The 22,859-nt window shown below is 49.6% G+C and carries 15 protein-coding genes and 1 pseudogene; 4 read left to right on the plus strand and 12 right to left on the minus strand.

All coding sequences use genetic code 11. From position 1 onward, the window contains the following. Window positions 1-16 precede the first annotated feature (16 nt). Window positions 17-862 carry a serine O-acetyltransferase gene (locus tag ACYVGR_RS07700; RefSeq protein WP_460955200.1) on the minus strand — a complete coding sequence of 282 codons (846 nt, stop codon included), beginning with the start codon at window positions 860-862 and terminating at the stop codon, window positions 17-19. A gap of 232 nt (window positions 863-1,094) precedes the next feature. On the opposite strand from ACYVGR_RS07700, the pseudogene ACYVGR_RS07705 reads away from it, so the two are divergent. Further along, a pseudogene (locus ACYVGR_RS07705) lies at window positions 1,095-2,330 on the plus strand (PQQ-dependent sugar dehydrogenase). A gap of 231 nt (window positions 2,331-2,561) precedes the next feature. After that, window positions 2,562-3,275, plus strand: coding sequence for a YciE/YciF ferroxidase family protein (locus tag ACYVGR_RS07710; RefSeq protein ID WP_460955202.1), 714 nt, complete (start codon window positions 2,562-2,564; stop codon window positions 3,273-3,275). A 97-nt stretch (window positions 3,276-3,372) separates the two neighbouring features. Here the strand turns inward: ACYVGR_RS07710 and ACYVGR_RS07715 are convergent, their stop codons facing one another. Together ACYVGR_RS07715 and ACYVGR_RS07720 are read right to left on the minus strand one after the other, a co-directional pair. Continuing rightward, the gene (locus tag ACYVGR_RS07715; protein ID WP_460955204.1) at window positions 3,373-6,924 is read right to left on the minus strand and encodes a beta strand repeat-containing protein; all 3,552 of its coding nucleotides are present in this window, start codon (window positions 6,922-6,924) and stop codon (window positions 3,373-3,375) included. Between the two features lie 248 nt (window positions 6,925-7,172). Next, window positions 7,173-11,270, minus strand: coding sequence for a hybrid sensor histidine kinase/response regulator transcription factor (locus ACYVGR_RS07720; RefSeq protein ID WP_460955206.1), 4,098 nt, complete (start codon window positions 11,268-11,270; stop codon window positions 7,173-7,175). A gap of 281 nt (window positions 11,271-11,551) precedes the next feature. On the opposite strand from ACYVGR_RS07720, the gene ACYVGR_RS07725 reads away from it, so the two are divergent. Both ACYVGR_RS07725 and ACYVGR_RS07730 read left to right on the plus strand, forming a co-directional pair. Then, a complete protein-coding gene (locus ACYVGR_RS07725) occupies window positions 11,552-12,046 on the plus strand; it encodes a methylated-DNA--[protein]-cysteine S-methyltransferase (RefSeq protein WP_460955208.1) in 495 nt (164 codons plus the stop codon). 214 nt (window positions 12,047-12,260) lie between these two features. Then, window positions 12,261-13,289: an MBL fold metallo-hydrolase gene (locus tag ACYVGR_RS07730; protein ID WP_460955210.1), complete on the plus strand. Its 1,029-nt coding sequence runs from the start codon at window positions 12,261-12,263 to the stop codon at window positions 13,287-13,289. 28 nt (window positions 13,290-13,317) lie between these two features. Here ACYVGR_RS07730 and ACYVGR_RS07735 read toward each other — a convergent pair whose 3' ends face one another. The 9 genes from ACYVGR_RS07735 to ACYVGR_RS07775 form a co-directional block, all read right to left on the minus strand. Then, a complete protein-coding gene (locus tag ACYVGR_RS07735) occupies window positions 13,318-13,476 on the minus strand; it encodes a hypothetical protein (RefSeq protein WP_460955212.1) in 159 nt (52 codons plus the stop codon). Window positions 13,477-13,502: 26 nt separating this feature from the next. Continuing rightward, window positions 13,503-14,006, minus strand: coding sequence for a GNAT family N-acetyltransferase (locus ACYVGR_RS07740; RefSeq protein WP_460955214.1), 504 nt, complete (start codon window positions 14,004-14,006; stop codon window positions 13,503-13,505). A gap of 75 nt (window positions 14,007-14,081) precedes the next feature. Next, on the minus strand, window positions 14,082-14,864 hold the full coding sequence (locus ACYVGR_RS07745) for a glucosamine-6-phosphate deaminase (protein WP_460955216.1): 783 nt from the start codon (window positions 14,862-14,864) through the stop codon (window positions 14,082-14,084). Between the two features lie 27 nt (window positions 14,865-14,891). Continuing rightward, complete coding sequence (nagA, locus tag ACYVGR_RS07750; protein WP_460955218.1) at window positions 14,892-16,067, minus strand: N-acetylglucosamine-6-phosphate deacetylase; 1,176 nt, start codon at window positions 16,065-16,067, stop codon at window positions 14,892-14,894. Beyond that, the gene (locus tag ACYVGR_RS07755; RefSeq protein ID WP_460955220.1) at window positions 16,067-17,383 is read right to left on the minus strand and encodes a sugar MFS transporter; all 1,317 of its coding nucleotides are present in this window, start codon (window positions 17,381-17,383) and stop codon (window positions 16,067-16,069) included. The genes nagA and ACYVGR_RS07755 overlap by 1 nt, the downstream gene beginning before the upstream one ends. An 85-nt stretch (window positions 17,384-17,468) precedes the next feature. After that, on the minus strand, window positions 17,469-18,836 hold the full coding sequence (locus ACYVGR_RS07760) for a Gfo/Idh/MocA family protein (protein ID WP_460955222.1): 1,368 nt from the start codon (window positions 18,834-18,836) through the stop codon (window positions 17,469-17,471). Between the two features lie 27 nt (window positions 18,837-18,863). After that, window positions 18,864-19,235 (minus strand): high-potential iron-sulfur protein, encoded by a 372-nt coding sequence (locus tag ACYVGR_RS07765; RefSeq protein WP_460955224.1) that lies wholly within the window; start codon window positions 19,233-19,235, stop codon window positions 18,864-18,866. A 52-nt stretch (window positions 19,236-19,287) separates the two neighbouring features. After that, on the minus strand, window positions 19,288-21,351 hold the full coding sequence (locus tag ACYVGR_RS07770) for a PVC-type heme-binding CxxCH protein (RefSeq protein WP_460955226.1): 2,064 nt from the start codon (window positions 21,349-21,351) through the stop codon (window positions 19,288-19,290). 134 nt (window positions 21,352-21,485) lie between these two features. After that, the gene (locus tag ACYVGR_RS07775) at window positions 21,486-22,775 is read right to left on the minus strand and encodes a hypothetical protein (protein ID WP_460956078.1); all 1,290 of its coding nucleotides are present in this window, start codon (window positions 22,773-22,775) and stop codon (window positions 21,486-21,488) included. Window positions 22,776-22,859 lie beyond the last annotated feature (84 nt).

Raw genomic sequence — 22,859 nt, forward strand, 5'->3', positions numbered from 1 at the left:
CAAGGATGCGTCTCTACTAGATCACAAAATTGATTGGCTCCTGCGATTCCAGCGATTTCAAACGAACCTCCGTTTGGTGCTGGTGGAATACGAGCGAATGCGCTTCGACACTGCTGGTGAGCCAGACGTTACCGCCAATAACTGAATCGTGACCGACAACGGTATGACCTCCCAAAATGGTGGCATTGGCGTAAATAACCACATTGTTTTCGATAGTTGGGTGCCGTTTTTTCTGCGCCATCGATTTGGCCACGTGCGTAGCACCGAGGGTTACGCCCTGATAAATTTTTACGTTGTTGCCAATGACCGTTGTTTCACCGATAACCACCCCGGTGCCGTGATCAATAAAAAATGACTTACCAATTTGAGCCCCTGGGTGAATATCGATCCCGGTCTGTCCGTGCGCATATTCAGTCAGCATTCGGGGAAGTAGTGGCACATTAAGTTTCAGAAGTTCATGAGCAATCCGGTAAACCGAGATGGCATAAAATCCAGGATAAACCGCTACTACTTCCTCTATTCCCACCGAAGCCGGGTCATTATCGGCAATAGCGTGGGCATCGAAAAGCAAGTTATCGTAGATAGCGGGCAACTGTTCAAAAAAACGTTCTGTTAGCACAAGCGGGCTTTCGGCCAGATTTTTTTCCAGCGGGCATAACAGGTTGTTGAGTTGTTCATGCAGACTCTGATAGGTCTCCTCTACATGTTGCGAAATGGATTTGCAATCCTGAGTGACCGGAAACAGCAGGCGCATTAACTGGTCAATAAACCGCCCGGCATCTGGTCGTGAGGGGAGTTTATAGCGGTATTTTGAACGCTGAGCTTGTAGGTGATCAAGAAGAGTATTGGTCGCCGTGGTCATAGTATTTTGCTTGTTAATAGATCAAATGGCACTACGAAATTTTTGTTGTCAGGCTTGAGTATAGTAGAATCTGCACCCCATATTGTAGAAACACAACCTTAGGCCCCTGTACGCTTAACGAACAAAAGGCTTGTCTCTATCAAAGAGATTCTATGATTTTGGAACAAAATGCGGGCCGCAAAGTTCGCCGGACGTGTTTGGAGTGTGATTTGTATTAAAAAAATAGTGTCTAATGAATCGAATCATCATGTTCAGTAAAACCGTCACCACGTTTCTTATTTCTTTAATCGCTACGTCAGGGGTTTCCTGGCTCGTTGCGTCGGCCTGTAAGCCCGAAAAAGAAGCGAATGTTGTGACGACTGATTCAACAGGAAATACATCTGGTATAGCGGCTACTAAAGTTGTGAATGCGTACCCCAAATTAACCTTTGCGTCACCAGTCGAATACACCTATGCAAACGATGGCACCAATCGGGTATTTGTGGTAGAGCAGGAAGGACGTATTCGGGTAGTTGAGAACGACGCTAATGCTGCTGCGGCTGGTACGTACCTGGATATACGTTCGAAAGTGGCCGCCGGCGGGGAGATGGGGTTATTGGGGCTGGCTTTTCATCCTGATTTTAAACAGAATGGCTTTTTCTACGTCAACTACACAAAAAATAACCCGCGCGAAACAATTGTGAGTCGGTTTAAGGCATCATCGGCTAGTGCATCCGAGGTTGATCCTGGTTCTGAAGTTATTTTGTTTCGCTTCGATCAGCCTTATACAAATCACAATGGCGGCAAAGTATTGTTTGGTCCAGATGGCTACCTGTACATTGCAACTGGCGATGGAGGCAGTGGGGGAGATCCTCAAAATAATGCACAGAACTGAGCCAGCTGGTTAGGTAAAATTTTGCGCGTTGATGTGAACAGTACCGATAAAGGTCAATATGGCATCCCCAGCGATAATCCCTTTAAAGGCAATACCAATGGCTACCGCGAAGAAATTTTTGCCTACGGCCTCCGTAACCCCTGGCGAATCAGTTTCGATGAGAAAGGCCAACTATGGGCGGGCGATGTAGGCCAGAATGCCATTGAAGAGGTGGATATTATTACGAAAGGGGGCAATTATGGCTGGCGTGTCAAGGAAGGAAATGCCGATTATACTGCACAAGGCAATACGGTCAATGCCGCCGATTTGAAAGCGCCGATCTGGCAATATTCGCACGACAAAGGCGACGTGTCGATTACGGGAGGGTTCGTCTACCGCGGTTCAATCAATCAAACGTTAATCGGTAAATACATTTATGCCGATTATGCCAGCGGCCGTGTCTGGGCATTGACGCCCAACGGCACAACATCGGCCATAAATCAGGAGATCGTTTCATCGGCTGGCGCGATTTCGGCCTTTGGCGAAGATCAGAAAAAAGAACTGTACCTCTGCGATTACGGAGGAGGGAAGATTCTGAAACTAATGCCGAATTGATTGGTGCATATACGTTTAGCTGAGCCTGACTTTTTGAGGTCAGGCTTTTTTATGTAACAGTCAAAGCCAGGCTTACTGTGGATATTGGTAGTTATACTCTACGGATTTTGTAGAAATTAAGAAACACATCCGCTTTCCCAAAATCTGTAACTGCAAGAGAATCAGCAGTTGGCTCGAAATTGGCAAAAGCCTGGTAAACTCAATGTTAGTTAACTCAAAACCACAGTAATCATGGCAACGTTTGGAGAACGCATCGCTAACTTTTTCGGCGGTACAGACACAGAAACACAGGAAGGCCTTCGGGGCTTATTTATTACCGAGCTCAAAGACATTTATTACGCTGAAAAACAGGCTGTCGATGCGCTGGGCGAGCAGGCTGATGCTTCAACGACCGATGAAGTCCGGAATGCTTTTTTACAACATCGGGAAGAAACCCGAAACCACGTGGCCCGCTTAGAGCAGGTATTTAACAGCATTGGGGTTGATGTTGAAGAAGGTTCCTGCGATGCAATTGATGGATTAGTCGATGATGCGCAGCGCGTTGTCTCAAATACCGACTCAGGCTCATTGACGCGTGATGCCGGATTGATTATCGCCGGTCAGAAAATTGAGCACCATGAAATCGCTTCGTATGGTTCGGTGGTAACGTTTGCACAGGTGCTGGGCTACAATCAGGCGGCCCGACTTCTGGAGCAAACCCTAAACGAAGAGAAAAATGCGGATAAAAAGTTAACGACCCTGGCCGAATCGTTTATCAACAGTCGGGCTTCGTCGGAAGAGAATGACTCGCGCCGAAACGACGATGATGCTGATGATTTTAACAAATGGGGCGTTGTCAATCCTGATGGCACCCGTTATGACGATCCAACGGCAACCAACACTCCGGTGGGCTCAACCTATAGTGGTAATGGCGGCATACCATTTGCCGGTACATCGGGTATTTAGAATTTCTAAGGTGAGATAGCTACCTATTTACGGGCTATAGTAGTGAGGGGCAGTGGACTCCATACTACTATAGCCCGTTTCTATATTGAACTAACCTTTATAACCCTGTGATAATCCGGGCGTAGCCGTTGTTCAGCAGGTTTCCGTCATACTCTCTGGTCAGGTCGTCCACCACATTTACCGTAATGCTGGATGTGCTACCTGAACTCGCATTTGTCCGGGTAAGAATGAACCCTAAGCTCGATTCGCCCCCTGCCCCAATAAACGTACCACTGGTCATCATCAGCGTAATCTGACGATTGGCCAGATTCGTAAGCACCGTCCATTGGGCATTATTAACAGACTTTGCACTACCGCCTGATACTTGAATGGTAGTTAATGAGGGAGGAAAAGCCAACGTGTAACCAATGGGGGCGGTAACCGTAATTCGTACATTACCCGAGGAAGTGGGCAAACCGCCTACTTCAAAGACATTGACCACGAAATTGCCGATGGCTGTGGCCCCCGTTAGGCCAAAGTTAGCTTGAGGTAAGTCCAGGTTGATGGTCAGATCGGAACCTATTACGGGCACGCTGGCACTTGCTGTACAACCACTTGGACTCGTCAGTGTTACCGAATACGTGCCACTACTGGTCACCGAGATCGCAGGTGAAGCAGTGCCGGTTGACCAAATAAAAGTACCCGTACCAATGGCGGTCAGGCTGGCAGTAGGGTTAGCCGCTGTCAGGGTCGTAGAGGTAGGGTTAATGCTCAGTGTCGGCTTGGAATCGATAGTCACCGTAGTGGTCGCTGATGCGGATTGATTATTGCTGATCACGACCAGACTAACACTCGGATCACCAGATCCACTCACTACCAGTGTTTGACTAAAGACACTGCTACTACTCGTGCCTGAAGTCTGGTTATTGCCACTGGTGAGCGTGTAAGAATAGTTACCCACTAGATTGCCTACTGTCGCGGTGAAGGTGGTCACATTACCTGCACACACCGTACCCGAAGTGCCAGCGAACCCACTGATAGTGGGCAGAACAGCCGTGGCCGTAACCGAGACGGTGGCTGTCTGGTTACAGGAGCCTCCTTGGCCGACTACTACTGTGAATGTTTTCACACCCGTTGCTGTCAGCGTAGCGGATACCACATTGCTATTGGTATTGCTAAGCAGCACACCAGTTGGCGCTGTCCAGTTGTAGCTACTACCTCCAGATGTGCTCAAACTGACCACATCTCCTACTGTAGCAGTTGATGAATTGGCAGTAGCCGTGGGTACAAAAGCATCGCTGCCTTGCCCCGTGGCACAGAAGGTATTGAAAGCGGCCTGACTACCCCCGCCAGGTAAACCGTCATTGTTGTAGAATGAATTATTGATTACACCACAAAGAGCGGTCAGGCTTGATGGGTAACACCCACTTAGATAATTGTACTGGAGGCCAAGGCTTTCTAGTTTGGTTAAGTTACTCACACTGGCGGGGACAGGTCCGCTTAAACGGTTGTAAACCAGATTCAGTGTTTTCAGGTTCGTTAGCGCTCCCAGACCTACCGGTATTTCACCCTGTAACCCATTAACACCCAGGTTTAAGGTTGTCAGGTTCGCTAAGGCACTTAAACTGGTAGGAATTTCACCACTCAACTGATTATTGACTAATTCCAGGTAGGTTAGGCTAGTCAGCTTCCCCAAACCGGCCGGAATCTCACCTCCCAGGGGATTGTTCGTGAGTCTTAAATAAGTCAAGCTAGTTAGAGCACTAAAACTAGCGGGTATTCCATCAGTCAACTGATTACCCTGTAGATCCAGGTATTGCAGATTGGTCAGATTTGCTAAACTCTCAGGAATAGGGCCACTTAGTTGATTATACGATAATAGTAGTGTTGTTACCCGTCCATTTGTACAGCCTACGCCATACCAGCTACAGGGATCACAACCCGTTAGCCAGTTAGTCTTAGTCGTCCAGCCAGCTCCATTGGTGCTGTTGTAGAAATCCACCAGGGGTTGGTAGTCGGGATGGCCCACCGTCAGCGCTTTGACGGCTACGCTAAAGCCACCCGTTGTACTCACCACCAAACTGAAGCTTTGACTGCCTGAGTCACTGATTACCAGCGTTTGGCTGAAGGCCAGGCTACTGGTGGTGCCGTTGATTGTGGTACTGCCATTGGTGAGCGTATAGCCATAGCTCCCCGTTACATCGCCTACAGTAGCGGTAAACGTAACTACATCATCAGGACAGATCGTGCTTGAGTTTACAGCCAACCCACTGATGGTAGGAGGGAGACCAAGCTTGAAAACCCAGGTGTCATCACCACTGTATCCACCCGATACATCCCCATTATCGGAACCCGTCACCCCTGCAACGACCAACTCGCCATCTGGCGTGCGCAGTAGTGTTTGGGCAGTATCCCAACCCGTGCCGCCTAGCATTTTTTGCCAGAGTAGGTTACCGGCTGCGTCGAGCTTAACAACCCAGCAGTCCATGCTACCGTGATTACCTGAAGCATCTCCATTGGTTGACTGAGAGTAACCTGCCACGGTATAACCCCCATCCAGGCTGGTGGTTATAGCTTGGTTGTAATCATTACCTGTTCCCCCTAATGCTTTTTGCCAGAGCAAGTTGCCCGATGCGTCAAGCTTGATTACCCATGCGTCAAAACCACCGTGATTACCTACTACATCCTCGTCTGTAGATCGCAATTCACCCGTCACCACATAGCCTCCGTCCGGACTACCCGTTATCGCTTGGGCGAAATCATCTTGTGTCCCCCCGAAAGCTTTCTGCCAGAGTAGATTACCCGATGCGTCGAGTTTGACTATCCAGTAGTCATAACTCCCATGCCCTCCCGATACGTCTCCATTCCTGGACATAGCCTGCCCTGCTACCACATAGCCCCCATCCGAACTGGCGGTTATGGCATTGGCTTGGTCAGTACTCGTTCCCCCCAGGGTTTTCTGCCAGAGTAAATTGCCCGATGCGTCGAGCTTGATAATCCAGTAGTCATCTAACCCATGATTGCCTGATACGTCTCCATTCCTGGACATAGCCTGCCCTGCTACCACATAGCCCCCATCCGAACTGGCGGTTATGGCATTAGCCTGGTCATCTTGTGTCCCCCCAAACGTTTTCTGCCAGAGTAGATTACCCGATGCATCGAGCTTGACTATCCAGTAGTCATCACCACCATGATTGCCTGTTACTATCCCGTTCGTAGAGGCCGTGTAACCTGCCACCACATAGCCTCCATCTGGACTGGCTGTTATAGCAGTGGCTCGGTCATCACCTGTTCCCCCAAACGTTTTTTGCCAGAGTAGGTTGCCTGCTGCGTCGAGCTTAACAACCCAGTAGTCATTATTACCGTGCCCTCCCGACACGTCTCCATCTGTCGAGGCTGTATAGCCTGCTACCACATAGCCCCCATCCGGACTAGCTGTTATCGACTGGAATCGCTCATACGCTGTTCCTCCCAATACTTTTTGCCAGAGCAAGGAAGGCCCTTGCGCTACTGCTAATAGAGGCAGACTAATCAACAGAAGGGTGAACCAGCGTCGAAAGTTAGGTTGAGCCGAAAACAATAGGGGGTAACGAGCAGCCTTTGTTCGTTGGTGCGTTGAAAAGAAAACCTGGTAGCCGAACCAGGCTGGAAATAAGTAAAAACGAGTCATGGAAACGTTGAATTTGAATTGTAAAAAATTAGGTAAACAGAAAAGCGGGCTAACAGAGGTGTAGAAAGGGTCTTTGAAGCCAGGTGCCAGCACCTGAATGGATTTCAGAAATGTCTCTCGGGTATCGGTAGTAGACTAAGTAACCTGCCATTAACCGAAAATCGATCTACGAAAGCGAAGCTGTACCGTACTGCAAGTCTAGCTGATGGGGGGCAGAACGAGGTGGACTTTGGTTCCAACGAGGTGGACTACTGTTCCAGAAGGCGGAAATTGGCCGGAGAAACGCCAAATTCTTCCGAAAATACCCGGCTGAAGTACTTAGGATCATCGAAACCCACAGCATAGGCCACTTCCGAAATGTTCAGCTCCGAGGACCACAGCAGTTCTTTGGCTCGGGCCAACCGAAGCGAGCGAATATATTTGGTGAGTGACATGCCAGTGAGTGCCGTAATTTTTCGGTGAAGCGAAGTACGGCTCATGCCCATTTCCTGGCAAAGTACCTCAATCGACAATTGGGACTGATTTAGTTGAGGGGCCAGCGCCAATTTCAACTTACGTAAAAACTGGTCTTCCAGCGAATCATCAGTCTCTGCCAAAGATGAAGAAGCCGAATCGAGGGTCTGTTGGCTGTAATGAAGCTGCAACTGACGGCGGGTATTTAGTAAATTACCCAATACAACCTTCAGCTCTTCCTGCTGAAAGGGCTTGGTCAGGTAGGCATCGGCCCCGCGTCGGAGCCCGCTGATTCGATCACTAACGGCCGCTCGGGCCGTTAGTAAGACAATGGGAATATGACTGGTTCGGGAATCGTTTTTTAAGGTGTCGCAAAGCGCAAACCCATCTTTCTGGGGCATCATCACATCACTCAGAATCAAATCCGGCATCTGTTCCAGGGCTAAATCGATGCCTGTTTGGCCATTATCCGCCCGGCTAATTCGGTAGTCAGCCCCAATACAAGTCGTGATGTATTGGGCAACGTCAGCATTATCTTCCACCAGGAGAAGAATCGGCTTTTCGTCAGGCATCTCGTCTACCAACTCGACCATGTCCGGTGGGACAAAGCTATTACCCGGCTTATCGAGTGGTAAAGACGCTATTGTGGCAGCATGAGTCTGGCGTAACTGAATGATAAATTCGGTGCCCTGGCCGGGTACACTACGAACGGATAGTCCACCCTGCATGAGTTCCACCAGTTCACGTACCAAAGAAAGGCCGATCCCCGTTCCACTAAGGTCAGCAATCTGTGGACTATCTGCCTGGAAAAACCGATCGAATATCAAGGGCAATAGAGCCGGGTCGATGCCTGGCCCGGTATCTCTGATATGGATAAAGAACCAATTCTCAGCTGGTTCTCGGTTTGGCGAAACCACGTTGACATATTCTTCCCGAGTGGGCCGATTTTTTTCGGTGGCCAGTTGCAGGAATACTTGTCCATTCTGGGGGGTGAATTTGAGCGCGTTGGTCAGTAAGTTGGAGAGGACATCCTGAAGTTTATCCGGATCGAAATCAGTTAGGAGAACATCCTGATCGGCCTGAAAATGCAATTGAATATGCCTGAAGGTGGCCATCGTATGGAACGACTCTGCCAAATAGCGGACGAATTGGATCAGATCGGCATGGACTGGTTGCCACTGCATTTCGCCTGCTTCCAGTTTAGAGAGATCCAGAATCTGGTTGATCAGTCGCAGCAGACTACGGCCATTACGCTCAATGAGATCGGTTGACTGACGGATGTTCAGGCTTTGTTCCCCTGTAACCTTCTGATTGATAGTAGCCGCCATACCCAGGATAACAGTTAAGGGCGTGCGGAACTCATGAGAAATATTTGCAAAAAAACGCGACTTGGCTTCATTAAGCTGGTGCAGTGCCTGAGCTTGCTGTTCAATTAGTTGTTTATCTTCTTCTATCTGAGCAGTAGCCTGTTGTATCTGGTTTTGCAGCCGTTTTTGTTCCTGTTGATGATTCCAGATACGCCATTTCAACCAAGCCCATAGCCCAATAACGAGTATCCCGACCGCCAGTGCCAGAAACCAGGTTTGTAAGTAAAAGGGCCGTTGAATATCCACTTGAATGGTCAGTGTATTATCCGACCATTGTCCATTGGAAGCTTGCCCTTTTATCAATAATTGGTAAGTGCCATAGGGAAGATTACCAAGCCGTAGGGAAGACTCTGTTTGCTGGGTCCATTGGGTATCTAATCCTTTAAACTGGTAAGCATAGACGTTTTTTTCGGCATCCGTAAAATTTAGCAAGGCAAAATCAAGTATCGCAGTTTGATCACCGGGCCGAATAACAATTCGGTGGGTTTGGACCAATTCCCCGGTTTTGTCGGCCAGCTGATTGGTCGATGAGTCAAATTGCCGGAAAGCAACCACTTGTATCGACAAAGGGGCTGAATGTGGTTCTGCATCAAAATCCTGCGGATCAAACCAGGTAATGCCATTGAGCCCCCCAAAGTAAATTCGCCCGGCTTTGTCCTGAAAATGAGCAATTCGGTTGAATTCATTATGGGTGATGCCATCCTGCACAAAATAGGTTCGGGTAGTTAAGCGAGTCGGATCGAAACGCATGATCCCGTAGTCGCTGCTGAGCCATAGGTTTCCTTGTCGATCTGGGTAGATGGCATAAATATTATCATTGGCTAAGCCTTCGCTACGTCGAAATTGCCGGTATTGGTTCTTTGTGCGGTCCCAGCGAATCAGGCCTGAGTTTGCTGTGGCTAACCAATAGATTCCGGTTGTATCCTGATAAATATGCTGATAGCTATCGGCAGGTAGATAAGTGCCGTTTTTTCCCCCGCTCCAGTATCGGGCAGTAACCCCTTGACTGGGGTCTATGGTATATAAACCAGTTGTGGCGCAAATCCAAAGCCTACCTTGCCGATCGGGGGCAATATGGAGGATATGCCCCTGAGCGAGCTCTTTAAACTGGTTATAGCGGGTAAAGGGGGAGACCTTCGCCGTTTGGGTACTGACCAGCATAAGTCCGGTCTGGGTACCCACTAACCAATGCGTAAGACCAATCGGATAGAAGGCCCAACAGGTAGACGCGTCGGGTAATCTTATAATGGAAAAACGATTCGCCAGGCGATCAAACTGAACGATCTGATTTCCATTGCCTGCATACAGCTTTCCCTGTCTGTCTTGCGTTAATCCATAGGCAAAGACACTATGGGTATACAATTTTGTGGCCGCTCCTCCCAGTCGGGAAACCGAGTAGAGACCAAATTTTTCCAGATTGACAAAAACTTGATCGTCCAGAACGCTAATGCCTCGGATAGCAGCTACCTGATCGCCTTTATTCGTTGACTGATAAACTAATCGATGAAAATGATTTTGAGTCAGCTTAACCTGATATACGCCAAAGCTGGTACCTAACCAAAACTGACCATTTCGGTCCCGATAAAAACTTCGGTTCTCAATGGTTTCACCATGGGTCTGGTCAGCAATTGTCAATAAGATTCGGTTGGTTGAATCACGTAGGCTGATCCCGTCCCACAATACCCAGGTTCGATCGACTGGATAGCAAATAGGGCCTGTGTAGCGTTTCATCGACTCAAGTAAAGCCGGTGGCCATGTCCGTCTATGCCCAAACTCATCGACACTGTAAAACTGGCGGGAACCCTTATTGGCCGGATTGTAAACGGTATAGAAAAACTCAATCCCCACATTTCGTTGTCCGAAGCACCAGCTTACGATGTCTTGCTCATGCGTAAACTGATGTAAAATTCGGCCATCAGCAGTCAGTTCAACGATTCGGTGCTCATCGGCTACAGCCCAGACAGTATGGTGGGCTGTGACTCGGAAAATAGCCAATGTCTTAAACTGCGGTAAGGCAATAGCGTGTAGACCAGATGCGGGGTGATAGGAGAGCAGCGAAGCGGGTTGATAATTTGTTAGGAAAATGGTTCCGTTTGGATCGCTCCATGGACTTTGAAGGTTGGAAAATGACGTTAAGAAGGGCTGCTTTTTCCTAACGAGTTCCGTAAAAGATATAGCTTGAGTTGTCTGCGGATTAAATACACAGATTTGCGATTGTCCGTTCGGGCCGCCGAGCCATAGCCTTCCTTCTGCATCCTGTGTTATGGCATGGATGTCATCAAACGTCAGTCCGTTCCGTTCTTTGGTATAGGTCGTGAACGTCTTTCCATCGAAGCGGGAAAGTCCAAATTTGGTGCCGAACCACATGAAGCCTTGCTGGTCCTGAAATATGGCGTTTACTTCCCGGTGAGCCAGACCGTTTTCGGGTCCGTAATGGTTCACCCAGGCGACATAAGGCTGAGCCTCAGTGGGAGTATAGGTAACTAGCCAAAGGAGTATGCTTAGTACAAAACTTACTGTTTTCACGCGATTAAATAAAACCGGACAAAAGAGAAAACAGGTTCGCTATTGTTTTGTCCGAAATCTGCTGCTGATTTTCTATTCTACCAATCAACATATGAGCTATAATTGTCAAAAATGACGAATTTACAGGATAATCGAATAAAAATAGCCCTTTGGGGTAGGAATTCGGGGAGTTATTACCCAAAAACGTAACAGGAAATGGATGTCCTGAAGCATCTTACGATAGAACGAAAGCCACACGCTAGTTCAGAGACTATATTTGTATTGGTAATCGCTTCTGAACTATGACAACTGCCGTTTTTGAATCTCCGCTTGGTCTGGTCCGTATTTCCGGCGATGAGGCTGGCGTTTCCGTGATTTCCTGTCTCGACGTTTCGGGAGGTGAACTCATGAACGAAATGAGCATGTTGGCCGGGCCAGTTCAGGAGGCCGTCCGGCAATTGCAGGCGTATTTTGCAGGTGAGCGACAAACGTTCGATTTTTTGATGAATCCGACCGGAACTGCTTTTCAGCAAACGGTCTGGAAAGCGCTGCTTGATGTTCCCTTTGGAACGACGTTATCATATCTGGCATTGTCCCGACGCATGGGGGATGAAAAAGCGATTCGGGCCGTTGCGGCTGCCAATGGTCGAAATCCACTCTGGATAGTAATACCTTGCCACCGCATCATTGGTTCCGACGGATCGCTGACGGGCTATGCCGGTGGTCTTTGGCGCAAAAAATGGCTTCTCGAACACGAAGGTGCTTTCGCCCGGTCAGGTCAACTTTCGTTGTTTTGATTGGTCAAGTATAGTCAAGATTGGTATGAATTTATCTGACCATAGTCTGACCAATCTTGACCATACCTGACAACCCCTAACCAATCAAAACAACTCGTTCGATACACCAGCACGCCCAGAGCGATACGAAATGCTGTTACGGCGGCCTTGTCATTTATCGGCAGATTTCCAAAAGTTTTGAACATTCGGAAATCTGATCTGGTATATTCACAATATGCATACTGCACTGCCTCTGTTACTTGTATCCAGCCTGTTTTTGATTGTGTCGGCCTGCGCCCCGCGATACAAAGGTCCCATTACCGACCATTTCAACGGGAAGAAATTCTTTAATCCCGGAATGCCCGAACGAACCTCGGGTGGGGTGCTCAAATGGCTGCTTCATCGGGATAAAGGTCCCTGGCCTGAGCAACCCGGTGCTTTTATTGGCGCCAAACCGGCTACCCGCATCGAAGGCGATAGCCTTGTGCTCACCTTTGTGAATCATTCTACCTTTCTGATTCAGACCAATGGGCTAAATATTCTGACTGATCCTGTCTGGTCGAAACGGGTTGGGCCAACGTCGTGGTTGGGGATCAAACGGAAGCGGCCACCTGGACTTCGGTTTGAGGAGTTGCCTCCGATTGATGTGGTTTTATTGAGCCATAACCATTATGACCACCTCGATTTGCCGACCATCAAGAAATTGGTCAAGGCGTTTAATCCGCTCTTCGTTACACCACTCGGCGTATCGTATTTGCCCAAATCGGTTGGTGGGCGCACTACCCGTGAACTCGACTGGAACGATACATTACAAGTCAATGAAAAACTCCGGCTTAACTGCACCCAGGCACAACATTTCAGTAATCGGGGCATGGGTGATCGTGATGAAACGCTCTGGTGTGGCTATTTACTGCATACCAGTTTTGGGACAACTTATTTCTGTGGCGACAGTGGCTATGGTCCGCATTTCAAGAGAATTAGCGAGCAGGCAGGTGGCCCCATTAAGTTGGCGCTGTTGCCGATTGGCTCCTACAGACCCGAATGGTTTATGGCGCCTGTCCACGTGTCGCCTGCCGGAGCGGTGCAGGCGTTCATGGATTTGAACGCGATACAGGCCGTTGGTATCCACTTTGGTACGTTTCAGCAAGGCGACGATGGCCTGTTTGAACCTGCCGATGATCTACGGAAATCGTTGCGGGAGAAAAAGATTCCTGAAGAGAAGTTTCTTGTGCCGAAAGAAGGACACCCAATGGTGTTTAGGTAATTTTTTACCACAGAGGCACAGAGGTGTTTTATTTTTTGTCATCTTCCTTTAACAAGCCAAACGGAACCAGTCGGAACCCAGCAATAAAGGCGGCTGCCGTACCCAGCAAGGCAATCGGCACCCAGGGCATACCCAGCCATGTAAGGCCAACTAATTCCTTTAGGGTATACTTCCTGCCTGCGTGCATGGTGAGAATGGTTAGTGTATTGATTATCAGGCTAACGGCTTCTCGTAAGCCAGAAACCGTAATCCGGGCCGGAAGCCGAGCGTGATTTCGCCCGCATATTGATACCCTAATTTCGGAAAGAGCTTTTGCGTTGACTGGTTTTCGGAGTTGGTGTCAATCCGTAAAAACTTGATGCCGCGCTCAAGGGCCAATTGCTCTGCTTGTTCCAGCAAGGCAACGGCAACTCCTTGACCGCGAAACGCCGGGTCAACGGCTAGTCGGTGCGTGACAATGGCTCGCTGATTAAGATCGAAGCCAACTTGTGCATACTCGGGTTCCTGATCTTCGGTCAAGGCGGCAACACCCGCGAGTTGGCCATCAATGTCGGCCACCCAAAGTTGTTCGTTGGTAATATCGTTTCCGAAAACGGTGGCATTGGGGTACTGATCGTCCCATTGAAAATTACCCGCTTCGTGCATGAGGGGTATTACGTTTTTAAGCAGATTCAGTAAAGCCGGAATATCAGAAACAGTAGCAGGGCGAATGGTCATCGATTGATTCGTTAATGGAGCGCAAATAAGGTAGTTGGCCGATTGTTAACCAAATGAAATGCCATTGCAACTACATTAATCCTGTAAAAGTACCCCACTATCCTCATCGATGAATAACGTCGCGTTGCCATGTTGACGTAAAATAGTGGAGGGGTATTTTTCCGAAATAGCATCATTCACCGTATGGTAAATCGCTTCGGCCTTATGCGCTGCCGGGACCATACAAAAAATGATAGGGGCTTTTACCAAGGCTGGAATTGTGAGCGTAAGGGCGTATTCGGGGACTTCGGACAAGGAAGCAAAACAACCATCGTGAACCTGCTGCCAGCGACTCGTTAGGTCTAAGCCTACTTTTTTGACAAGCGTAGGGTCATCAAAGCGAGCCACGTGTGGATCGTTGAAGGCAATATGGCAGTTTTCACCGATCCCCATACAAACAATATTGGTAGGGTATTCCTGAAGTAGTGCAGCATACCGATCACATTCTGCATCGGGGTCATTGTTGCCATTGAGGTAATAAACGGCTTTCAATGGGACTTTGCTAAAAAGCCGATCGCTCAGGAAGTTACCGAACCGTTGGGGGGCATCCTCGGCCAGATTCACGTACTCGTCCATATGAAAAGCATTGATGCGCTCCCAGGCAATGCCGGGTTGTTCGGCCAAAGCCGCCAGAAACTCATTTTGAGAAGGGGCTGCCGCGAAGATGATATTGACAACGGGTTGCTTCTCCTGCAAACTTCGAATGGTATCGGCAGCTTGCTCGGCTGCCTGTTGGCCCAGACTCTGCCGGTTTTCAAAGAGCTTAACGGTAAGCTGGCCAACAGTAAATTCACGAACTAAAGAACGGGTTGTATTCATGGTATCAGGTAGTTATGACGAGTCGATTTAGGCTGAATAGATAATTTTACCCTGTTTTATGGTCAGGTTAACCGTAAAATCCTGATCGAAAAAGACGATATCGGCATCTTTACCTTTGACGAGCGATCCTTTTTGCTGATCGACGCCCATGATGCGGGCAGGAGTTGTGCTGGCCATTCGGACGGCTTCCAACAACGGGACATCGGCTAGCTGAACCATATTGCGAACCAGGCGATTCATTGTGGCCACGCTTCCGGCAAAGGCCGTGCGGTCGGGTAGTTTCGCAACGCCATCTTCGACGATTACTTTCAATCCATTCTTTAGCGAACCTAACGTGCTTTCGCCTTCCGGCATCCCGGCGGCACGCATCGCATCGGTAATAAGCGCAGTCCGATCAGTTCCTTTAATTTTGTAAACCAGTTTGAGTAACGGAGCGGGCAAATGGATGCCATCGCCAATGATTTCAACGTCCAGATCGAGCAAAAAGGCACTTTCGATAACGCCAGCATAGCGAAATGCATTTCGTCGGGTAACACCCGACATGGCTGAGTACAAATGGGTTACCAGCGAGTAGCCATTTTCGTAGGCCAAAAGCACATCGTCATAGAGCGCATCCGTATGGGCAATAGCAGCTATAATTCCTTTCTCGCGAAGTCGCTGCCCGAACCGAATTGCGCCGTCTAACTCAGGGGCCGCACTCCAGCGGGCAATGGATGACGAATGAGCTAAAATCTCCTCGTACTCAAGTGGGTCAGGGTTTCGGATATAGCGAGGGTCTTGCGCACCCCGTTGACTGAGGGCGAAATAGGGGCCTTCCAGGTGCATGCCCAGAAAAGCCGCTCCCTGGGTATTGTTTCGGTTAGCGATTTCGTAGACGTCCAGTGTTTGCAGGAGATCGTCTTTCTCGGCAGTCAGCGTGGTAGGAACCATAGCGGTGGTTCCATATCGGGCGTGGAGTTCGGCAATTTTCAGAAAAGCCTCCTGCGTACCGTCCATGAAATCGAAACCACCACCACCATGTACGTGAATGTCGATAAAACCGGGCGCTATAAATTGCCCTTTTGCATCGAGTTCGACCGCTTCCGGAACATCGACAGGGCCTTCGTGGATGCCGATAATCTGACTGTCCTCGACGACGATTGTTCCACCTCGAATGGTGCGAAAGGGCGTTAAAATGGTGCCGTTAACTATTTTTAGTTTCATCAGAATCCCCACCGTTTTACTTTATGCCCAAACATAGCATAATAGATCAGGTATAGGTAGCAGGGAAAAAGCACCCAGTAAGCAATATGGACAGAATATAGGTCGGCAAAATAGCCGTAGACGAGTGGCATAATCGCATTGCCACACAAACCCATAATCAGAATCGAAGCGCCGAGTTTGGTAAAACGACCCAGACCATCCAATGCGAGTGGCCATAAACCAGCCCAAACCAGCGAGTTAGCCAGACCCAACAATACCACAAACCAGATCGAAATATCGGCCGTATGGCCTAGAAAAGTTACAGTGCCATGCGTGAAAATAATCAGTAACGTAAACGTTGCCCCCAGAATGGTGCAGATGCGTAACGCGTTGACCTGACTAATAAATCGTGGTATAGTGCTGATCCCAATGAGATACCCGCAAATAGTACAGAATAAGGTGTAGGATGGGAAGGTCTTGGCTTTGAGTAGATCGATACCCATCGAATTGGCATAGCCGATAATGGTATCGATGGCGATAACCTGCGTTCCTACGTGCAGGAAGATGGCAACTGCGCCCAGAATCAGGTGAGGGAACTGGAGAATGCTGGTCTTCCCGGCATTTGCGGTGGCGACATCGGGCGTTTCGTGTTCCGTGTCAATTTCGGGGAGGGGAGACCGATACACCAGATACCCCAGTACAAACAGGAAAGTACCCAGCACGGCATAGGGCGGAATCACGCGCCGAACCAGTTCGTCCAGAGCGGCTCCCCGCTGATCGGCGCTCATGGTGCTGAGTTGGGCAAACAAATCGGTGTCGGTTGGGCGCAGAATAACGGCGGCAAAAATCAGTGGCGAGAGGATTCCGGCTGCTTTATTGCAGATACCCATCATGCTGATTCGCTGGGCGGCTCGCTCTTTAGGCCCCAGAATCGTGATATAGGGGTTGGTTGCCGTTTGTAGAATGGCCAGTCCGACACCAATGGTGAACAAGCCCATCAGAAACAGGGCGTAGGTTCGAGTCATTGCCGCTGGAATAAAAATGCCTGCGCCTGCTGCCATTGCCCAGAAACCAAGCATCATCCCTTTTTTGAAGCCAACAGCCTTCAACAGATAAGAGGCCGGAACCGACATGATGAAATAAGCAATATAGAACGCAAAGGCAACCAGATACGCCTGAAAACTGGTCAGTTCGCAGGCAATTTTGAAGTACGGAATCAGAATGGAGTTGACCCACGAAATAAAACCGAAGATAAAAAACATCAGTCCGACCAGAAATATCGAGATGGTCGTTTCCCGCTTACTCAGTCGGTTGACGTCGATAGCTAGTGTGCTCATTTTTGTTGTAGCGCGGGTGGAAATCCGCGATTATGAATAGGAAAATCGCGGGTTTCCACCGCAACGGCGGACCACCCGCGTTACATTACAGCGTTGGCTCCCAGCCTTTCTCATACTCGCGTTTCCAGTATTTCATCGCGTTTTTGTTGTTCAGAATGTGCCCGTTGGCCGGGTCGATGTCCAGGGCATCACCAGAACGAAGAGCGATGTTACCCAGTTGACACAGCAGCGTGCTCTGGTGCCCGCCCACAATACCCGACGCCAGGGGAGCCCCTGTCTTGATGGCTGCCACGAAATTCTGAAGGTGGGTAGCGTCTAGGGCCTGCGATGGGTTCATTTTGTTGCGCGGGTCGATGGGTAGATCATTCTTCACATCCTTGATCAGTTTATTGTCGAGGTCGAAGATTTTATAGGCGTTGCCACCACCATATTGCAATGACCCTGTTTCGCCATAGAACGTGACGCCCACATCGCTCCCTTCAACGGTTCGTCCATTGCAGCTACGGCCTTCCCAGGTCATGGCTGTGTTGTTGGGAAAAGTCAGGTTAATGACCTGCGTATCGGGCGTTTCCCAGTCATCTTTATACCGATAACGACCACCTAGCGAGGTCACTTTGTTGGGGTATTCTACATCCAGTCCCCAGCGCATCAGGTCGAGCATGTGCGTGCCATTGTTCAGGGCTTCGCCCGTACCCCAGTGCCAGAACCAGTGCCAGTTATAGTGAATGACGTTGTCTTTGTAAGCACGTCGGGGAGCGGGTCCCTGCCATAAGTCATAGTTGAGCCAGGCGGGCACTGCCTGCGGTTTGCCAACCCCAATCGTTGCCCGATTGTTGGTGTACCAGCCTTTGGCAAAGTAAGGCCGACCAATGGCTCCGTTTTTGATGTCCTCGATGGCCAGTTTCACATTCGGCCACGAACGGCGCTGGTTACCCATCTGGATAACGTTTTTGTACTTAGCCGACACGGCTACCAGCAACTCGCCCTCATGTGGGTTGTGGCTACAGGGCTTTTCGAGATACACGTGCTTACCAGCTTTCGAGGCCAGAATAGCTGCGGGGGCATGCCAATGGTCGGGTGCAGCAATAACGAGCGCGTCCATGTCCTTGTCTTCCAGAGCTTTTCTGAAATCGGGTTGGTTCTTCGGCTTTGCCTTCTGAATGCCTTCTACCGTGGTTATGCATTTGTCGGCGGCCCTTGAATCGACATCACAGATCGTGACCACTTCGCAATTGGGTTGCAAGGCATAATTGCTCGACAAAGCCAGCCCTCGACTGTTTACCCCCATGACCCCAACCCGCACTTTTTCATTGGCTCCCAGAATTCGCCCGTAACTCTTGGGGCTAATACCCGGCAGTACACCCCCAACAGACAAAGCTGCTGTGCCGATAATCGTCTGTTTAACAAAATCCCGACGGGAGTTTGTCGTCAGGTTATTTTCCGTGTTTTTCATGGTATTGGTTTTAGGGGTAATCAGATGCTACTTACCTTGAGGAGCCCAATAGGTGCAATAACCTGTTGTATAAACCGGGCCTTTGAACAGCATACACGAACCACAACTCTGGCCCTCTTTAGGAGGTAACCATAAATTACAGTTGCCGCACTTCGATTCTGGGCGGGGAGACTGGTTCACATAACCCAGCTTTTTCCGGGTTTTCAGATCTGCTTCACTGACGCCTGAAAAGTCCTCACATGGATCGGTGGCGACCTTTTTCTCCTCTTGCTCTGAAGTCGTTTTTGACTGACACCTACTCAGGAATAGTGCCAATCCTAAAGCTGTTGGACCCGAAAAAACGGATTTGCCTATAAATTGTCGTCGGGAGTAGCGTTGCTGTTTAGTAGTTGAGTTCATTAAGCAGAAATGATTGAAGGGACTATGTGATTGGTTGTACACCGGAGTGGTATTACTTAGCCTGACGGCTCACTGGAGTACCACTCCGGCGTACCTGTGGGAATAGCATACTCTTCAAACGGTCGTCCAGCGGTACTCCCGCCGATTTTGCCCCATTTGTCAGGCTCGTGAATGCGACTTGTTGCCAATGAGGTTGATTATTGAATAAATTCAACAATTGAACGGCTTCCCCTTTGCGATTTCGGGAGCCTACAACGAAAGCCAGGTCAGTTAAGAGCGTGTCTTTTTCTGGACTGATCGAGTTAAAGTAGGCACTACTCACCAGATGACGGGTAAACTCGATGGAAGAGCCAGTTTCTGAACTGAGCACCGCCGTTCTGAACCAGGGGTCTTTGCCATACTTCTCAAGAATACCCGCCAAGGCTGGAGCGACCTGTTGGGCCGGGAATTGTCCCAGGCTAAGGGTGGTCTGAAACGTGACGGGCATCGAGGGGTCGTTGGCTTTTTCGATGAGCTGGGGCAGGCAGTCTGGAAACCGCTCGGCCAGCATGACCCCATACGCCCGAATGTCGGACTGGGTATCCTGCATAGCCTGTTTGACCAGACGGGCATCCAGCGCGTTCAACCCTTCCAGCACAAAAAAAGCGTGCAGACGAGCTCGTGGGTCGGTATGGTTGACGAATAGCTGCTGAATGGCCGGAATGATCGTTTTGTCCTGTTTTTCGAGCAGGAGCCGCTGGGCCTGTAGCCGCCACCATTGATTCGGATGGGCTAGTAAGGCAACGAGTTCGCCACTTGTTTTACGTCTGAGGCTCGGTTGGATGGCGGCTGGTTTACTGGTTTTGGTGGCTATCCGATAGATGCGGCCCAATTTACTGCCGTTCAGAAAGTCCATATTTTCTTTCAGATCATCGGGTATGGCCGTGGGGGTTTCGATGTGCTGCCGATACATATCGATCACATATAAAGCGCCATCGGGGCCAACGGTGAAGTTGACGGGCCGAAACCAGGGATCGGTTGAGGCCAGGAACTCATGATCGGTTTCGCCGTTGCCTCGTTGGGCTATAAAGTGAGGGCTATTGGGTGAACGTTTCAGTACGTCGCGGTGGATAAGATTGCCCGCTACTTCGCCCGTAAAGATCGAGCCGTAATAGTCGTTGGGTAACCCATCACCCCCATAATACGTACCACCCGATGCCCCCGTAAAATGGTCGTCGGCGTATTCGTGACGGTCTAAATTTGCTTCTTTAAACTGCGCATTCCGACGTTTGGTGCGTTCCTGCCGCCAATAGGGAGCAGGGGTTTCCTGATACATAATCGGGTCATGATCAGAGATATTGACCGTCGGCTCAGTGGGGGGCAGGTGCTTGTGTCGATACAGGTAACGGGCTGGAATCGGTGCCTGCTGAACGTGCAGACTGTTTTCGGTGAAGAACCGATTGCCCCAGTCGTCGATAGCCAGCCCAAACTGACCTGAACTGGATTCAACTTCGAACTGGCCCCGATCTAATCGAAACCGGAAATCTCCTCCTTTTACCGAAATAGGGGGTGCTTTGGGGTTCCGGGTAAACCGGATTTCGCCTTCCCGACCCGTGTTGGAGGCATAAATCCAGTTATCGACGCTATAACGAAGGTTGGTGATTTGGGCTTCAGAGTTGTCGGCAAAAAAACCGGTGAACAGGATTTCCTTAACATCCGCCCGGTGGTCGCCTGTGGTGTCTTTGAGGAACATAATGTTGGGAGCGGCTGCTACCAGCAACCCACCCTGCCAGGGTAAAATGCTAGTGGCTTCGGAAAGATGATCCGCAAATACCGTTACCGAATCCATCCGGCCATCGCCATTGGTATCGGTCAGCATTCGGATTGCCCCACCCAACGAACCATCGTCGGGCTTGGCTGGGTAATCCGGCATTTCGACCACGAATACGTTGCCGTCTTCATCAAACACCATCTCCACCGGGTCCAGTACCTGCGGTTCGGCGGCAAAGATCGAAACCCCCAGCCGATCATCACTCAGTTTAAAACTGCTGATCGCTTCCTCAGGCGAGCGCGAGTCTTTGTAATGCGAACAGGAAACACATAGCCCCGTAATCAGTAGCAACCCTAACCATTTCATAGTCATTGTTATTTTTTTGACAGGATTAACAGGATTTACAAGATTATTAGTCTGTGCTATTTCGCCGTGATTTTAAGCTCTATTATCACCTGCATCAGCGCTCACAGTAAGAGAATTAAATCCATAAAATCCTGTTAATCCTGTCGAAAACAAATTTTAACTAGATCCTGAATTTCGTGTCCGTCGTGGTCAAATCGGGCTAGCGTATAGACCGACCCATCGGCGCCGATTGCCAGCGAATTGACATAGGTAGGCCGGGAGCCGTCGGCGTAAAAAATGGGGCCGTGGTCGGTGTAAGTCCGGCTTGGAATATGGAAGGTGATCTGGTGTAAGTTTTCAAGCCCTTTGGCTGCGCCTTTGGCAATCTGCTCTTCGCCCTTTACCCGTTTGCCATCTATATAAATTGGTCCGCCCGTGAGATAATAAATGGTCTCCTGGTCGGGTCCCAACTGGAAGCCCAGATAGCCATAGCTGAACTGGTCGAACATGCCACTTTTACGGGATGGCTCCGAGGTCAATCGCTCTACCAACTCAATTCGGTGCTGGCGAGGATCGAACTTGAACAGATAACCCGAATTGCCGTGAATGCCATAGGCCACTTCTTCGGGGGCGTACCAAAATATTTTCCGCCAGTTATAGCCCATGCTACCGGGATGCGTTGGGTCGTAACGTCCAAAATAATCGAGCCGCAAATCGACATCGGCAAGTTGGTTTAGCTGTTCGGTATCCGGTTGATAACTAAAAATGTTGCCTTCCGATGTCGAGAAATAGACCGCGCCGTCGAGTGGGTCCACAAACATGGAACGACACAATACCCGGTAGTCATCGCCCGGAGTCCCGGCTTCTCCCTTTGCCGAAACGAGGTCAATCGTCTTGAGCGTATTGGTCTGGCAATTGTACTGAATGAAATAACCCAGTGGCCAGGTGATGCCATATAAATACCCGCGTTCCCTGTCGATGGTCATGGTGAGAATGCCTTCGCCTTCGGGCGCAATGGCCAGATTTTCGAACGTACCCGTAGCCAGGTCGTAAGAAACGAAATGGCCACCGGGATAAAGGGCTTTGCCGTTGGGTGCGTTTTGCGGTAACCGCTCCATCCCGTCGATCATTTCGTAGACGCCGATGTGGGTAGCGAAATAGAGCTTGCCGTTGCTCTCATAGAACCGAACATGGCTTTTGCCCTGGGGAATGGCATTGGCTGACGCTTCACCACAGATGTCGGTTAGGTCTGCCAGCCATTCGGTAGTGTCTGTTACCGGGTCATACACATAAAGTTGCCCGCCCTGTTCATACGATTCGGAGCAGAGTACATAGTAGATTTTTCCGTTGCTGGCAGCGGTAATGGCATTATAGGTATCGTGCGCGAGCGGGAAACCCGAGTAGTAAGGGGTAGCAGTTAACACGTCAATAGTTGGAAGAGTCATGCCGTTGGTATTATGAGCCGTTTTTTTGTCATGCTGACGCAGGAAGCATCTTAAGATTTCCATATTCTCAGGTAGGCAATCCTT

It is taken from the genome of Spirosoma litoris (genome assembly GCF_054776755.1).

Excerpts from the sequence above, each read along its gene's own strand:
- ACYVGR_RS07725 (WP_460955208.1), top strand. The coding sequence starts at position 11,552 with ATGACAACTGCCGTTTTTGAATCTCCGCTTGGTCTGGTCCGTATTTCC.
- ACYVGR_RS07755 (WP_460955220.1), bottom strand. The coding sequence starts at position 17,383 with ATGAGCACACTAGCTATCGACGTCAACCGACTGAGTAAGCGGGAAACG.
- ACYVGR_RS07735 (WP_460955212.1), bottom strand. The coding sequence starts at position 13,476 with ATGCACGCAGGCAGGAAGTATACCCTAAAGGAATTAGTTGGCCTTACA.
- ACYVGR_RS07765 (WP_460955224.1), bottom strand. The coding sequence starts at position 19,235 with ATGAACTCAACTACTAAACAGCAACGCTACTCCCGACGACAATTTATA.
- nagA (WP_460955218.1), bottom strand. The coding sequence starts at position 16,067 with ATGAAACTAAAAATAGTTAACGGCACCATTTTAACGCCCTTTCGCACC.
- ACYVGR_RS07740 (WP_460955214.1), bottom strand. The coding sequence starts at position 14,006 with ATGACCATTCGCCCTGCTACTGTTTCTGATATTCCGGCTTTACTGAAT.
- ACYVGR_RS07745 (WP_460955216.1), bottom strand. The coding sequence starts at position 14,864 with ATGAATACAACCCGTTCTTTAGTTCGTGAATTTACTGTTGGCCAGCTT.
- ACYVGR_RS07760 (WP_460955222.1), bottom strand. The coding sequence starts at position 18,836 with ATGAAAAACACGGAAAATAACCTGACGACAAACTCCCGTCGGGATTTT.
- ACYVGR_RS07730 (WP_460955210.1), top strand. The coding sequence starts at position 12,261 with ATGCATACTGCACTGCCTCTGTTACTTGTATCCAGCCTGTTTTTGATT.
- ACYVGR_RS07775 (WP_460956078.1), bottom strand. The coding sequence starts at position 22,775 with ATGACTCTTCCAACTATTGACGTGTTAACTGCTACCCCTTACTACTCG.
- ACYVGR_RS07700 (WP_460955200.1), bottom strand. The coding sequence starts at position 862 with ATGACCACGGCGACCAATACTCTTCTTGATCACCTACAAGCTCAGCGT.
- ACYVGR_RS07715 (WP_460955204.1), bottom strand. The coding sequence starts at position 6,924 with ATGACTCGTTTTTACTTATTTCCAGCCTGGTTCGGCTACCAGGTTTTC.
- ACYVGR_RS07770 (WP_460955226.1), bottom strand. The coding sequence starts at position 21,351 with ATGAAATGGTTAGGGTTGCTACTGATTACGGGGCTATGTGTTTCCTGT.
- ACYVGR_RS07710 (WP_460955202.1), top strand. The coding sequence starts at position 2,562 with ATGGCAACGTTTGGAGAACGCATCGCTAACTTTTTCGGCGGTACAGAC.